The sequence below is a fragment of the Arenibacter lacus genome (genome assembly GCF_008711145.1).
GTDB classification, from domain to species: Bacteria; Bacteroidota; Bacteroidia; order Flavobacteriales; family Flavobacteriaceae; genus Arenibacter; species Arenibacter amylolyticus.
In genome coordinates this window covers 1-15286 of record NZ_VVIN01000004.1, presented here as the reverse complement: position 1 = coordinate 15286, position 15286 = coordinate 1, and the positions used below count along the sequence as shown (strand labels likewise).

General features: G+C 40.9%; 12 protein-coding genes and 1 tRNA gene. 3 read left to right on the top strand and 10 right to left on the bottom strand.

Translation table 11 applies throughout. The annotated features are described in order from the left end of the window. Window positions 1-2: 2 nt before the first annotated feature. Together F1E73_RS02675 and F1E73_RS02670 are read right to left on the bottom strand one after the other, a co-directional pair. On the bottom strand, window positions 3-1082 hold the full coding sequence (locus F1E73_RS02675; RefSeq protein WP_150451038.1) for a mannose-1-phosphate guanylyltransferase: 1080 nt from the start codon (window positions 1080-1082) through the stop codon (window positions 3-5). A 9-nt stretch (window positions 1083-1091) separates the two neighbouring features. Then, window positions 1092-1694, bottom strand: a complete 603-nt coding sequence (locus F1E73_RS02670) for a SprT-like domain-containing protein (protein ID WP_150451037.1) — start codon at window positions 1692-1694, stop codon at window positions 1092-1094. Window positions 1695-2240: 546 nt separating this feature from the next. Here F1E73_RS02670 and F1E73_RS02665 point away from each other — a divergent pair. Further along, window positions 2241-3305, top strand: coding sequence for an AI-2E family transporter (locus F1E73_RS02665; protein ID WP_086476649.1), 1065 nt, complete (start codon window positions 2241-2243; stop codon window positions 3303-3305). A gap of 35 nt (window positions 3306-3340) precedes the next feature. Here the strand turns inward: F1E73_RS02665 and F1E73_RS02660 are convergent, their stop codons facing one another. The 6 genes from F1E73_RS02660 to porV all read right to left on the bottom strand — a co-directional run bounded on the left by F1E73_RS02660 (window position 3341) and on the right by porV (window position 9798). Next, window positions 3341-4021: an SDR family NAD(P)-dependent oxidoreductase gene (locus tag F1E73_RS02660; protein ID WP_086476648.1), complete on the bottom strand. Its 681-nt coding sequence runs from the start codon at window positions 4019-4021 to the stop codon at window positions 3341-3343. Beyond that, window positions 4021-5040, bottom strand: coding sequence for a M28 family metallopeptidase (locus F1E73_RS02655; RefSeq protein WP_150451036.1), 1020 nt, complete (start codon window positions 5038-5040; stop codon window positions 4021-4023). The genes F1E73_RS02660 and F1E73_RS02655 overlap by 1 nt, the downstream gene beginning before the upstream one ends. A gap of 203 nt (window positions 5041-5243) precedes the next feature. After that, window positions 5244-6887 carry a pyruvate dehydrogenase complex dihydrolipoamide acetyltransferase gene (locus F1E73_RS02650; protein ID WP_086476647.1) on the bottom strand — a complete coding sequence of 548 codons (1644 nt, stop codon included), beginning with the start codon at window positions 6885-6887 and terminating at the stop codon, window positions 5244-5246. 4 nt (window positions 6888-6891) lie between these two features. Continuing rightward, complete coding sequence (gene pdhA / locus F1E73_RS02645; protein WP_086476646.1) at window positions 6892-7890, bottom strand: pyruvate dehydrogenase (acetyl-transferring) E1 component subunit alpha; 999 nt, start codon at window positions 7888-7890, stop codon at window positions 6892-6894. Between the two features lie 187 nt (window positions 7891-8077). Next, entirely contained in the window at window positions 8078-8563 is a 486-nt protein-coding gene (gene cdd, locus F1E73_RS02640; protein ID WP_086476645.1) for a cytidine deaminase, read from the bottom strand. A gap of 89 nt (window positions 8564-8652) precedes the next feature. Then, on the bottom strand, window positions 8653-9798 hold the full coding sequence (gene porV / locus F1E73_RS02635) for a type IX secretion system outer membrane channel protein PorV (protein WP_086476644.1): 1146 nt from the start codon (window positions 9796-9798) through the stop codon (window positions 8653-8655). Between the two features lie 434 nt (window positions 9799-10232). Between porV and gldJ the strand changes: the two genes are divergently transcribed. After that, window positions 10233-11897, top strand: coding sequence for a gliding motility lipoprotein GldJ (gldJ, locus tag F1E73_RS02630; RefSeq protein ID WP_086476643.1), 1665 nt, complete (start codon window positions 10233-10235; stop codon window positions 11895-11897). Between the two features lie 73 nt (window positions 11898-11970). Next, window positions 11971-13245 (top strand): UDP-N-acetylmuramoyl-tripeptide--D-alanyl-D-alanine ligase, encoded by a 1275-nt coding sequence (locus F1E73_RS02625; protein WP_150451035.1) that lies wholly within the window; start codon window positions 11971-11973, stop codon window positions 13243-13245. Between the two features lie 30 nt (window positions 13246-13275). On the opposite strand, the gene F1E73_RS02620 is transcribed toward F1E73_RS02625, so the two are convergent. Then, window positions 13276-13350, bottom strand: a tRNA-Val gene (locus F1E73_RS02620). 136 nt (window positions 13351-13486) lie between these two features. Continuing rightward, the gene (locus F1E73_RS02615; protein ID WP_150451034.1) at window positions 13487-14965 is read right to left on the bottom strand and encodes an arylsulfatase; all 1479 of its coding nucleotides are present in this window, start codon (window positions 14963-14965) and stop codon (window positions 13487-13489) included. Window positions 14966-15286 lie beyond the last annotated feature (321 nt).

The following is a 15286-nucleotide window of genomic DNA, read 5'->3' as shown; positions in this document are numbered from 1 at the left end:
AATTAGCCAAACTGATCACCATATTGATCTTTAACTTTTGCACGTATATTTTTTATGTCCTGTTCTTTGGATTTGGGGTAAATTAACAATACTTCTTCCTTATCCACAATTATATAATCTGACAAACCATCTACCACCACTATTTTGCCTTTGGGGGTGCGAATCATATTGCCATTGGCATCCTCAGTTAATACGGATGCATTAACCACAGCATTGTTATCCTTATCTTTCTCCAACTTATCGTAGAGGGAACCCCAAGTCCCCAAGTCGTTCCAATCAAAAGAGGCAGGAAGGACAAAGATATTATTAGCGGGCTCCAATATGGCGTAATCTATGGAAATATTCCCAGCCTTAGGATAATGCTCTTGGATAAACGCCCCTTCTTCCGCTGTATTGTAATAGGGTAGGCCTTTTTGAAATAATTGGTACTGATCCGGGCAATACTTTTTAAATGCCTTTACGATGGTGGCCACGCTCCACATAAATATACCTGCATTCCATAAAAAATTTCCTTGAAGAAGAAATTCCTTGGCAGTATCATAGTTAGGTTTCTCCCTAAACTGCACCACTTTCTTTAAAAGATCCGCATCGTCCTTTCCATATTCTATGTATCCAAAACCTGTATTGGGAAAGCTAGGCTTCACCCCCAAGGTACATAACACCTCTTCCTTTTCACATTTCTCAAAACAAGTCACCACATCCTTGGAAAAGGCGGCCTCATCTTCTATCCAATGGTCGCTAGGAGCAACAATCATTACCGCCTCGGGATCCATTTTCTGTATTTTTAAGGCGGCATAGAGAATACAGGGCGCTGTATTTCTCATGGCAGGCTCCAATACCACCTGTTCCTGATCTACCACCGGTAATTGCTCTAACACCAAGCTGTTATACCTCTCATTGGTGAGAATCAATATATTCTCTGTGGGAACAAATTTATTTAAACGTTTAAACGTCCTTTGTATAAGAGTATCCCCAGTACCCAACATATCGTGAAACTGTTTGGGATAATCGGAAGTACTTACAGGCCAAAATCTAGATCCTACCCCTCCAGCCATTAAAACGGCATAATACTTTTTGCTCATCCTTCTTTCTTAAGTTTTAATCAACTCTACCTCGGCGTTTGGTTGAAAGAGATATACCTTTCCCGTTGTTACTTCAACACATTCGTACCGTTTTACCCTTCTATTTTTCTTTTGGAACATTTTACCATTATAGATTCGGAAGATACTTCCATGCGGCAGCTCAAACACATAATTCTTACCTTTCTCCCGCTGATCATATTCTTTAAGTGCTATGGATAATCTTGCATCGGTATCACTACTAGCCCTAGGATTCTTAAAATGATTGGCCAATAAGGGCAACAACTTTGCTGGAAATACCTCTGGCCTAAGAAATGGCAGCATTAGTAGCTGAAATGTTCTTTTCCATTCTACCCCATGTGGCTTTATAGTTCTTCCATATTTTTCAAAAGCTAGCAGATGCGCAATTTCATGCACCAAGGTAATTAAAAATCGATATTTATTGAGGCTTACGTTTACTGTAATCACATGCTTTCCATTAGCCAGCCTGCGATAATCCCCATGACGGGTAACCCGTTCGTTTACAATTTTTAAATTTATATGATTTTCCTTTATCAACTGCATGCATAAACCTACAGCTCTTTCTGGAATATATTTCCCTAACGTTTCCTGCATACGGGCAAAATTAGAAATTTTATACTGGTACGGGCATATTCCCCTTAGTTTATATGTAGTTGGAGCGTTTTGAGTTCTCCTATTCCCTTGGCCTTCTTACCGGCACATGTTTTTTTGCAGCTAGTCCACTTCTACACCATCCATTTCCTTATTTGCTCCTATATTTTATTGACAACCGTCCTAATTCCATGGAAGGGTTCACAAGATAAGATACTGGATCTAATAATCTTTGGAGAAACTTATAAAAATAAGAAAGCAAATCCATTCGGTTCTCAAGAATTAACATCCCCATTTGCAGGTAAATCACAGAATTTACACCCTTACAGGAAATAGCAAATCTACCCCAACTAGGTACTTTAGGGGTCTAAATTGGAGCCAAATGATGCAAATCATGCATTTTTACACTATTATTAACGCTTAAAAGCCAACTCTTTGCCCTAACTTTGCAGTTTATTAAACTAGAGACTGGGTAAAGTATTAGCTCCACTATATTTGAAGGCACCCACATCCTAGCAATATCAATAAAACTTTACGGTTATCTACAACATGAACGATTTAAGAACTACCAATAGATTACTGCTGATCATAGTGATTCCTCTAGTATTTTATTTACTAAAATTACTATCGTTTATCTTTATACCTTTAATTTTTTCCATGTTCATCGCCCTGTTATTTTTACCCTTGATGCGATGGCTCAACAAAAAAAAGGTATCCAAACCTATTAGCATATTCATAGTGGCCTTGATTATTTTGATGGCCTTAAAGGTCTTGGGCGGACTCATACAGCTTTCTAGTCAGGAATTGCTATCTCCAGACAACCAATTCTTAGGAAAAGCAGAAGCTAAATTAGAATTGTTATTTATAGGGTTAGAAGAGAACTTTGGACTTCCCTATTCCCAGGATAAGAACATCCTGAACAATATTTTTCCTCATGAAAACATGATGAAAAATTTTGGTGCCACTTTGGACTTCCTAGGCAATACGATTACCATGATCTTAATGACCGTCTTTTTTGTGGTTTTATGGCTAGCAGAATCCATCAACGTTCAAAAGTTAATGAACAATACCATTTTAAAACAAAAGCACACCTCGGTAAAAACCTTTCTCAAAATTGAAAAGGACCTTATAAAGTTTATTAAGGTGAAGTTTCTAGTAAGTCTTTTTACGGGAATTGGAATTGGATTGGCCTGCGTATTCTTTGACGTTAGCTTCCCGATATTCTGGGGCTTATTTGCTTTTGCCATCAACTTTGTACAGATGGTAGGATCCTTTGTGTCCGTTATTCTTTTAAGTTTGTTTGCCTTTGTAGAATTGGAGACCACCAGTATCCTACTTTTCTTCATCCTGTCTATAACGGCAGTCCAAGTACTATTTGGCTCTATTTTAGAGCCCGTATTCATGGGAAAATCCTTCTCCATAAACATTATTACAGTATTGGTGGTATTAATGCTGTGGGGCTATATCTGGGGTGTTCCAGGACTGATCATGGCAATACCTATCACGGTATTCATGAAAATTATCCTAGAACAATTTCCACAGACCAAGGTAGTGGCCAACCTAATATCTGGGAATGGGGCAACGGTACCGCTGCCCAAACCCAAGAACAAATAAAATTAGAATTACTCCAAGGTCTCCCAAGTCTTGATCTAAGGAGTAGAATTAGAAACCTGAAGCAGCTTTCCGTTAAAGAACTTACTTCCGTTAAGAGAAAAATCCTTGATATAGGTAGCCATGTCTAAGGGAGTTGTATCTACCTTATAACCGGGAAAGGCTTCCTGAAGCATTTCTGTCTGCACAGCTCCCAAGGCCAATACATTAAATATAGGACCACTCTCCTTAAACTCCTCTGCCCAAAGCTCGGTCATGGTAATTACAGCGGCTTTGCTAGAACTATAGGCGGTAAGTCCGGGAAACTTAACACTCCCCTGTACTCCACCCATGGTACTTATAGAGACTACATGCCCCGTAGGGGGCATAAGCGGAATTATTCTCTGAGTCAATTTTGCCACTCCAAAAACATTTACCCTGTAAACCTCCTCCAACTCTTCCATAGAAGTTTCCAAAAATGGTTTATTCACCAGTTTTCCGGCATTGTTTATCAGAATGTCCACTTGCTTCCAATTTTTTTCCAGGAAGGAATCCAATTTCTCAAAATCTTCCTCCTTGGCCAAATCGAATGAAAAACTACTGATATTTTTATGTTTCAATGCCGCTACGGGAGCATCGTTTCTAGAAAGTGCCAGCACCTGATGCCCTTCATTGGCAAATAATTGCGCCAATTGAAATCCAATTCCCCTACTACTTCCTGTAATAATAATATTTGCCATTAGTGATATGTTATTTCCTTCATTGGGGCATTAACGATTTGCTCCAAAACCGGAATTGTTTTATTTACTAGGTTCGCCATATGATCCAAATCCATCAAATAAGCTTCGTCCCCCACGTGGTGATAATAGTCGTAATTGGTAAAATCGAACGTACAAAAGGTCTGTGATGGTATTCCAAATTCTAAATGGAAGGGATAATTATCCGAACGCATAAACAAGTTATATTCTTTGGCGGTAGGTAAAAATCCAACCAAATTCTCCTTGGCATAGGCATTACTGACTTCTGCTAAATTAGACTCTTCGTATCCAGTAAGGTACATTAAATAATCCTTGTCTTTCATAGGCACGCCCACCATTTCAAAATTAAGCATTAGATATAGATTCAACTCCTCCTGCTTTAATTTCTGGGCTAAATGCTTAGACCCTAAGAGTCCTTTCTCCTCTGCGCTGAACAGGGCAAAAATGAGGCTGCGCTTATTGGCCCTGGTTTCCCCAAAATAACGAGCTATTTCCATTACCGTTGTGGTCCCTGAAGCATTGTCATTGGCACCATTTGCGATACTATCTCCAGCCACTGGAGAAACTATACCTATGTGATCGTAATGGGCCCCAACAATCACAAATTCGTCTTTAAGGGTCTCATCGGTCCCTTCTAAATACCCTACAATATTATAGGTAGGCACTTCAAAATTAGACAACGTATCCTTATAACTAGTGAAATAGGGAGCAACACCATAGCTTTTTAGCAAGTTTTCTAAATGCTGAGCCGCCTTGTTTATTCCTTCCGTACCTGCATCCCTACCCATCAGTTTATCCGAAGCCAGATAATTAATAATTTCTCCTACTTCCTCACTACTGGAGAACGACTCCCAATTGGCAGTTTCCGATGCGGATGAATGCCTCGGCTTCTGACGCTCCTTTGTACGAGCTTCCTTTCCAAGAAGCACCGTCTGATCTACTTTAGCTCCTCCGCAAGCCATCATTAAGCCTGCAAATCCTACTACGAATATTTTTTTCATAACCATGGTTTTATTTTGGTGTGATTAATAATCATCCCACAAATAACTGTCGGATGTATAATTTTCTTGATTGCGAACGGTTTAAATCTAAAAAAGCACCCTGAAAGACAGGATGCTTTTTTTATTGATTTTTGCCCTTCAAAAGTCCCCAATATACAAATTGGAGTGGACTGGCCCTAGAAAACCGGGACCAATTATCCTTTTTAGGCGAGCATGGTTACCGGATTCTCCAGATAAGCCCTTAAGGTCTGTAAAAACTGAGCTCCCGTAGCCCCGTCAACGGTTCTATGGTCGCACGCCAAGGTAACTTTCATAGTACTACCTACAACGATCTCCCCGTTCTTTACAACCGGTTTCTCCTCAATAGCCCCTACCGATAGAATAGCGGAATTAGGCTGATTGATGATAGAGGTAAACTCGGATATACCGAACATTCCGAGATTGGAAACGGTGAAGGTGCTTCCTTCCATTTCCGCCGGACTGATTTTTTTATTACGTGCCTTTCCAGCAAGATCTTTTACAGAAGCTCCAATTTGCGTCAAGGTCATTTGATCTGCAAATTTTAATACCGGAACCAAAAGCCCATCCTCTACCGCTACAGCAACCCCAATATGCACATGGTGGTTTATTAGCGTAGTATCGTTGTTCCAAGTGGTATTTACCTGCGGATGTTTTTTCAATGCCATGGCACATGCTTTCACTACCATATCATTAAAGGAAACCTTGGTATCTGGAAGACTATTGATCTGTACTCTAGACGCTTTGGCATGATCCATATCTACCTCAATGGTAAGGTAATAATGAGGTGCAGAGAACTTAGACTCTCCAAGACGCTTGGCAATAACCTTGCGCATTTGCGAGTTCTTAACCTCTTCTACCATTTCTTCCCCTACTGGCAAATTAATTGGAGCGGGAGCAGCTGCTTGCGCTACACCGGCCTTCTCTTGAGGAGCTGCGGCCTTTTCAGCGGCTTTTTGCACTGGCTTATACTCCTCTATATCTCTTTTAATGATCCTACCTTGATCACCACTACCTTTTACATTTCTTAGGTCTATCCCTTTCTCCTCTGCCATTTTCTTGGCCAAAGGTGAGGCTAAAATACGCTGACCATCCTGAGCTACGGCTGTTTCCGTTGCTGAAGAAGAAGTAGCAGTCGTTTGACTAGCTTCTTCTTTGGAGGCTTCTTCTTTAACCGGTGCGGGCTTACCATCACTGGCCAATACAGCGTCTACATCCGTACCTTCTGGGCCAATTACAGCAAGGACAGCATCAACTGGCGCCGTCTCCCCTTCCTGGATTCCTATATGCAAGAGCGTACCAGAATAAAAGGATTCGAATTCCATAGTTGCCTTATCGGTTTCTATTTCGGCCAAGATATCTCCTTCTTCCACCTCATCACCAACTTTTTTCAACCAAGTGGCTACGGTCCCTTCTTCCATGGTATCGCTTAAGCGAGGCATTTTCACCACTTCAACCCCTTCAGGTATCTCCACAGCTGCACTAGCGCTCTCTACATTGGCGTTTTCTTCTGCTTCCACAGTTTCTTCTTCCTTTTTCTCTTCTTCCTTAGCTTCTGGAGAAGAATTGATCAGTGAAGAAATATCCTCTCCCTCATCACCTATAATAGCAAGTAGAGAATCTACAGGAGCCGTATCGCCTTCTTCGATACCGATATACAATAAGGTACCCTCGTTAAAGGATTCGAACTCCATAGTGGCCTTATCGGTTTCTATTTCCGCCAATATATCTCCTTCTTCTACCTTATCACCTACCTGTTTTAGCCACTTAGCAACAGTCCCCTCTTCCATGGTATCGCTAAGTCTTGGCATATTTATTACTTCTGCCATTTACTTAAATTTTATGTTGTACAAATGGATAATCCTCTTGTTCGTAGACCATATCATAAATCTGGCTAATTGGAGGATAATCCGACTCATCGGCGAATTTTTCACATTCCTTAACCAAATCCTTAACTCTCGTATCTATTTCCTTGATTTCCTCATCCGAAGCGTACTTATTCTCCTTGATTACCTCTAACACTTGGGTAATAGGATCTATTTTCTTGTACTCTTCCACCTCTTCCTTGGTTCTATAGCTCTGTGCATCGGACATGGAATGACCTCTATAACGGTACGTTTTCATTTCCAAAAAGGTAGGACCTTCTCCAGATCTTGCGCGCTCTATTGCTTTGCTCATTTCTTGAGCTACGGTAACAGGATCCATTCCATCTACAGGACCACATGGCATTTCGTAACCGAGGCCAAGCTTCCATATTTCGGTGGAATGAGATGTTCTTTCCACGGAGGTTCCCATGGCATACCCGTTGTTTTCACATACAAAAACTACTGGCAATTTCCACAGCATCGCTAGGTTAAAGCTTTCGTGTAGCGACCCCTGTCTTACTGCACCATCTCCCATATAACAAATGGTAACAGAATCGCGCTTAAAATACTTGTCTGCAAAGGCTAGGCCAGCTCCCAAAGGAATTTGCCCCCCTACAATACCGTGACCTCCGTAAAATCGGTGCTCTTTAGAGAAAATATGCATAGACCCACCCATACCTTTAGAGGTACCGGTAACCTTACCATAGAGTTCTGCCATCACTTTCTTAGGATCCTCGCCCATCCCTATCGGCTGAACGTGATTTCTATAAGCGGTAATCATTCTATCCTTTGTTAGATCCATGGCGTGCAATGCACCGGCCAGGACCGCTTCCTGCCCATTGTAAAGATGTAAAAATCCACGAACTTTCTGTTGAATGTAGGCCGCAGCTAGCTTATCCTCAAATTTCCTCCAGAACAACATGTCCTCATACCACTTAAGGTAGACCTCTTTGGTTATTTTTTCCATTAATTATCAATTTTTGAAGTATATCGCATTATTTAAAAGTCCTGCTTAAAATAAAAACGGAGAACAAAAATACATATATAAATCAATAGGAAAAAAATATTATTTAAAAGGTTTAGACAAAGAACCGCTATAAGCCGCATCCTAAGAACTATGGAAGCCACTAAAAAGGAAAAAACCTCTATCTATTTTAGCCTAAAAAGCTACTATTAAAAGGAAGGGGAAGAATATCTGCAACGGAGTGACATTTTAGGACTTCCCCAGTTTCACCGGTCATAATAAGTGAAATAGGAGTCTTTTGTTTGATTTCGTATTCCGAAATGGACTGTCGGCAATTTCCACAAGGTGCAGCGGGGGTATCCATTACATAGGTAGTAGATGTAGCACTGATGGCAATGCTAAGAATAGGAACGTTGGGATATTTTGCAGCTGCGTAATAAATAGCCACCCTTTCTGCACACAATCCTGCTGGGTAGCAGGCATTTTCTTGGTTATTTCCCTGAACTACCTCACCGTTAGCCAAGAGGATGGCCGCCCCTACCTTAAAATTGGAATAGGGAGCGTAGGCTTTTTTCCGAGCCTCAACGGCTATTTTCAGCAATTCCCTGTCCTTTTCCCCCAGGTCTTCACTGGATGGATACACCAACAACTCAAAACTTATATTCTTCTTTATCATGATACATACCTATATAAAATACCAACAAAAATAAACAAAACCTGCACAAGGGCAGGTTTCGGATACTTATCAAATAAAGTATCGCTTATTTAATTATTGTAAAATTCATCCCCTAAATTAAAGGTCAAGGAGAACCGCAAGGTATTTTCTAGCGGATTTCTCACCTTGGAGGTAGAGAACAAATAAGAAAGGTCTATCTGAGCCGTTCTATATTTGAATCCGGCACCTAAGGTGAAAAACTTCCTAGAGCCTTTTTGATCGTTCTCATTAAAATACCCTGTCCGCAACATAAAGGATTCCTGATATACATATTCTGCTCCCAAAGCCCATGTTAACTCTTTAAGCTCCTCATTAAACCCTCCGGGAGCATCGCCGAAGGACTTAAAAACCCCTTCAAAAAAAGAAATCTGCTGATACACATCGTTATCGGCAGCATTAATTACTCCATCATCATTAAAATCTTTAGGTGTAGGCACCAACAATTTATTGAATTCCGTGGTGAGCCCTATTACGTTATCTTGATCTAAAATAAAATCGAACCCTACCCCAGCCTTTAAATTTGTGGGCAAGAAATTCTCTTGTCCCCCATCATCATATTTCATCTTCCCACCTAGGTTAGAAATATTGAAACCGGCCCTCCATCGACCATCAAAATTCTCATAGATCCTTTCTCTAGACCTATAATAACCGGAAACATCAACCGCAAAGGAACTTGCCGCCTTAGAATCTTCACTCCCGTTGTCTGGCAGCTTAAGATTGGAGCTTATAAAGCGCCCTGCAACGGACATGGAAAAAGTCTGACTTAACTTTAAGGAATAGGATCCATCAAAAGCCACTTCATTAGGCTTGGCCAATCTCCCTGGATCTCCAGCAAATTGCCGCAGCTCTATTTCTCCTAAGGTAAAATAGCGGATACCAATAGCAAACGCACTCCTATCATTTATTTTATTGTGAAAACTTGCACTGAGCAATGAAATATCTGTAATTATACTTTCGAGATAGGGGGTATAACTAAGTCCGAAACCCATTTTTCGATCTGCAAAGGCAAATTTAGCGGGATTCCACTGTTGTGAAAAAGCATCCATAGAGGTTGCCACGCCCATATCCCCCATACCAGAAGCCCTAGCATCGGCTGCTATAGTCAGGAAAGGGACAGCAGTGGTTATAACCCTGTCTTCTTGTGCCGACACTTTAATTACCACACAAAACAGACATAGTATTACAAAATTTTTCATTTTTTAAAAGTCTAGTTAATACGATTGGCGTAAAACTGGTCAATTATAATTAAATAAAATATAATTATAGTCCTACTACCATATTAAACGTCTATTTTAATATTATCTTGTAGAAAGCTAATTTTTTTTTGCCAAAATAGTTTAATATTCGCGATTAATGACCAACCTTGGGTGTCAATCGCACCTGATTAAAATATTTTTTATATTTTTCGCGAAAGAAGTAACCACCACCCATACTAGATTAAATTATCAGCCGTTATTTATATGTAACTATGGTTGACTGCGCAAATCATTTTCGGGATAAATTAATTTTGACCCCTATAAAATATTATGCCTCAATCATCGTTTTATATGCCAAAAGCGACACAAATTATTAAAGAATAAAAATAACAGACTTCTATTTGGAGGTTTGTTTTTGAACTCAAGTCCTAATTATGAAAAAAGAATTCATCAAAGTTGTACTCTCCTGTGCAATTGTAGCGGGTGGTTTTACAAGTTGCAAAAATGCATCGTCCAAAAACACCTCGCGAGCCACAGGCTGGAAAATTAACGCCAAGGAGGGAGGATTTCAATATAATTCAGACTTTAAGGAACAGGAAACCGCCCCAGGGCTCGTTTTTATAGAAGGGGGAACTTTCACCAAAGGGCAGGTTCAAGATGACGTGATGAAGGATTGGAATAATACGCCAACCTCCCAACACGTACAGTCCTTTTATATGGATGAAACAGAGGTTACCAATGTGATGTACCTGGAATACCTAGACTACCTTAAAAGCGTATATCCTCCAGAAGACCCAAGATACGTTCACATTTATACTGGAGCACTACCGGATACTCTGGTATGGAGAAACAGGTTGGGCTATAATGAAACCATGACCAATAATTACTTAAGACACCCTGCCTATGCAGAATATCCCGTGGTGGGAGTAAACTGGATACAAGCCACCCAATTTGCCGCTTGGAGAACAGACCGTGTAAATGAAGTAATGCTAGAACGGGAAGGCTACCTTTCCAAGGACGCAAAATACAAAGTAGTCACAGGAGAAATAGATGGCAGCTTTAGCACCGAAGCCTATCTTAACCGACCAGAATCTGTTTACAATGGACAGATAGATTCCCTGCAAGGGAAACGCAAGAGGGATTCCGTTTCTGTATTTGCAAAACGAAGCAGCGGCGTAATTTTACCTGAATACAGACTTCCCACCGAAACCGAATGGGAATATGCTGCCCAAGCCCAAATAGGTAGTAGAGAGTACAATAACTATAGGGGACGAAAGAAGTATCCATGGGAAGGAAACTACACCAGAAATGGACAGCGCGTAGGAAGAGGGGACCAATTGGCCAACTTTAAACAAGGGAAAGGAGATTATGGCGGAATTGCAGGATGGTCCGATGACGGTGCCGATATTACTGCGGAAGTAAAATCGTATAAGCCCAATGATTTTGGTCTGTATGATATGGCTGGTAACGTGGCCGAATGGGTAGCGGATGTGTACCGACCCATCGTAGATGATGAAGTAAGCGACTTCAACTATTTTAGAGGGAACGTATTTATGAAAACCGCCATTGGAGAGGACGGAAAAGTGAAAGTAATAAGGGACTCCGTTGTTTACGACACCATGCCCAATGGGAAAATCTTAGCTAGAAATCTACCGGGAGAAATTAAAATGGTCCCCGTTGGAGAGGAAGAGACCTTCCTAAGAACCAATTTCTCTACTAGCGACAACCGCGGATATAGAGATGGGGAACCAGGATCTACCCGCTACTACGACAGATTTACCAGTGGAGATACAGATGACAATAATGCAAAGAAAATGTACAATTCCCCAGTGAGCAAGGTTCAGGTAAATGAGGATGGGGAGTTAGTAAGAGCTTACGATACCTCTAACAACAGAACTACTTTGATAAATGACGAAGTTAGGGTATATAAAGGAGGTTCTTGGAGAGACAGAGCCTATTGGCTAGATCCGGCCCAAAGAAGGTACCTACCTCAATATATGGCAACGGATTATATTGGATTTAGATGTGCCATGTCTAGGGTAGGCTCCAAATCCAAAACAAATAACAAAACACCTAGAAGCAAGAAAGTGCGAAAATAAGACACTCTCCCACCTAAATAATTATAGAAAAAAAGCCCTTTACATAAAAGGGCTTTTTTTCTATCTTCGACCAATGACAATAGAACAACTGCACAGCCTTTTTTTAAAGTATCCGGATATATGTACGGACACTAGAAAATTATCCCAAAACTGCTTATTCTTTGCACTAAAGGGTGATAATTTTGATGGAAACGACTACGCATCGGAAGCCTTGGAAAAAGGGGCCTCCTATGCTCTTGTAGATAAACGCGAATTGGCAGGTTCGGAGCGCTTCATTTTAGTTGATGATGTTCTAGACACCCTACAACAGTTAGCGCAATATCACAGGCAATTTTGCAGCGCAAAGATCATAGGGCTAACCGGTAGCAATGGAAAGACCACTACCAAGGAGCTTATCACAGCAGTACTTTCAGAAAAATACAAGACCATTGCTACCAAAGGGAACCTAAACAACCATATTGGAGTTCCGCTAACCCTTCTTTCCATAACGTCCGATACGGAAATCGCCATAGTGGAAATGGGTGCCAACCACCCTAAGGAAATCGGTTTCCTTTGCCAATTGGCCCAACCAGATTACGGCTATATCACCAATTTTGGAAAAGCACATCTAGAGGGATTTGGTAGCGAGGAAGGGGTTATTGCAGCCAAGAGCGAACTCTATGACTACCTGCTGACAAACAATAATCTTGTCTTTTTTAATGCCGATGATCCAATACAGGTTCAACGACTTGCAAATACCGACAATAAATTAGGGTATAGCCAGCACCCACAAAACCACCTGCCTATAATATTCCAGGGGTGCAACCCCTATGTTACTTTAAAAGTAAAGGAAGTAACCATAGAAAGCAGGTTAATTGGCAGCTATAACTTCACCAACTGTTGTGCAGCAATACTTATGGGCCACTATTTTAAGGTACCTCTATCAGCAATTAAGTCAGCCTTGGAGAATTACAACCCAAAAAACAATCGTTCACAAGTAATAGAAAAAAACGGCACTCAGATTATCTTGGACGCCTACAATGCCAATCCCACTAGTATGAAGGCTGCCTTGGAAAACCTCCATTCAATAAAAGCAACGCGTAAGATTGCTTTTTTAGGGGATATGTTTGAGCTGGGTAGTTCAGCAAAAAAAGAGCATCAAGCCATTGCAGACCTTGCCGCAGAAATGAATTTTGATACGGTAGTATTGATTGGTGAAAACTTCCATCAAACTACAACTTCCCTACACAAATATTCATCCTTTGAAGTACTTAAAGAACACATAGGGAATATTTCCACGGAGGGAGCTACAATACTAATAAAGGGATCTAGAGGAATGGCTTTGGAAAGATTAACAGACCTTCTCTAAGCGCTACAAGCGGCGCTTTAAAGTGTTTTGTGGGACATACTGGATTCGAACCAGTGACCTCTGCCCTGTCAAGGCAGCGCTCTAAACCAACTGAGCTAATACCCCGTTTTATCCTTTTCTTCAAGTGAAAAAACAGCTGGACAAACTTACATTAAATTAACACAAGAGTCCAACAAAATTATGAAGAAATTTAAATCATGGCATGTATTGCAAATTCATTAGCAATACATGCCATATTTCTTTAAGAAGCCCCAAAGGTAAAGACCTCTGAGGGAGTTCTAGCCTCTTTTAAGATCTTCTCCATTTCCTTCACTATTGCTGGATGGTCTTCCGCAATATTATGCTCCTCTCCAATGTCGGTTGAAAGATTGTACAATTCCAATTTTGCATTCGGGTCTTTTAGAACGTTGTACTTTACACCTTTCCAATCCCCCATTCTAACCGCTTGTCTTCCTCCCAACTCGTGAAACTCCCAGTAGAGATAGGGATGATTTTGTTGTTTTTCCTCATCTCCCAGTAGGGTAGGTAAAAATGAAATCCCATCCAGATTGGACAGCTTCTCCCCGCCTAACATATCTATCAAAGTAGGAAAAACGTCCCAAAATGCAGAAACATGATCTGTAGCAACCCCCTCCTCTATAACCTTAGGCCATTTAACTGCCATGGGAACGCGGATACCACCTTCGTACAAATCGCGCTTATAACCTTTAAAAGGACCATTGCTATTGAAGTAATCTGGGTCTGCCCCGCCTTCCTTGTGCGGACCATTATCAGAAGTGAATATTATTATAGTATTATCTGCTATTCCCAGCTCCTCTACCTTTTCAACAATTTCACCCACCTGCTGATCTAGGAGTCGCACCATACCAACAAAGGCTGCGTGTGGCTCTGCTTGGGAGCCATACCCCCCATAACCATTAGCCTTGCTTCTATCTACCCCTCTATAGGGAGTTTCGGGCTCAAACTTACCACTGTATTGCTCATGGATTTCTTCGGGTACCACCAATTCTGCATGAGGGATAATAGTAGGCACATAGGCAAAGAAAGGCCCATCCTTATTTTCCTCTATAAACTGAAGGGTCTTATCATGAATAAGATCAGGAGCATACTCCCCTCTCTGATGTTCAGCATTCCCAGCCAACACAATAGAATCTTGATTAGCCCAGAGATGCTGGGGATAGTAATTATGTCCCACCCGCTGGCAGTTAAACCCATAGAAAGTATCGAACCCCTGGTAATTGGGATCTCCTTCAGAACCGGGGTAACCAAGTCCCCATTTACCAAAAGCCCCCGTGGTATAGCCAGCATCTTTAAGGAATTTTGCAAGTGTATTTGTGCCTTTAGGAAGTGGATACTGCCCCTCTGGCTGAATCTCGTAATTACCTCTAATCACTGTGTTCCCTGTGTGCATACCAGTCATCAATGCAGAGCGGGAAGGAGCACAAACCGTACTCCCGGAATAATGCTGTGTAAACAACATCCCTTGCGCAACCAACTTATCTATATTGGGAGTGGTAAATTTTTCCTGCCCCAAAACACTGAGATCCCCATACCCCAAATCATCGGCAAGAATATATATGATATTGGGTTTCCCTAAAGAAGAAACTGATTCTTGGTTAACGGCCTCCTCCTTGGAAGAAGACGATTTTCCGTTAGTTTTACAAGAGATTACACTAACAACAACAAACAATAAAAATCCAAATCGATATAATAAATGCATAGTACTCAAAAAAATTAATGACAGAGGAAGATTACAACCAATCCCCAAAAAGGTTTCGCCTCAAAAATAACTAATCTTTATAATTTTAGTTACTCAATAGAACATATTTAATCCCAACACCTATTAGCAATAGCACCTTATTCCAATAACTAAAACTTAACTGATTGAAAAAGCGCACCCTTACCAACCACCCCCTTGGGACCTATAAAAGCAGCTGCGTACACTTACAAACTGACACACCACCATCCATATAGGGGAAAAGACGTTTCAAATATCATCTAACCACCAGGGGAATCATTTTTACACAGTCTAGTTAAAATA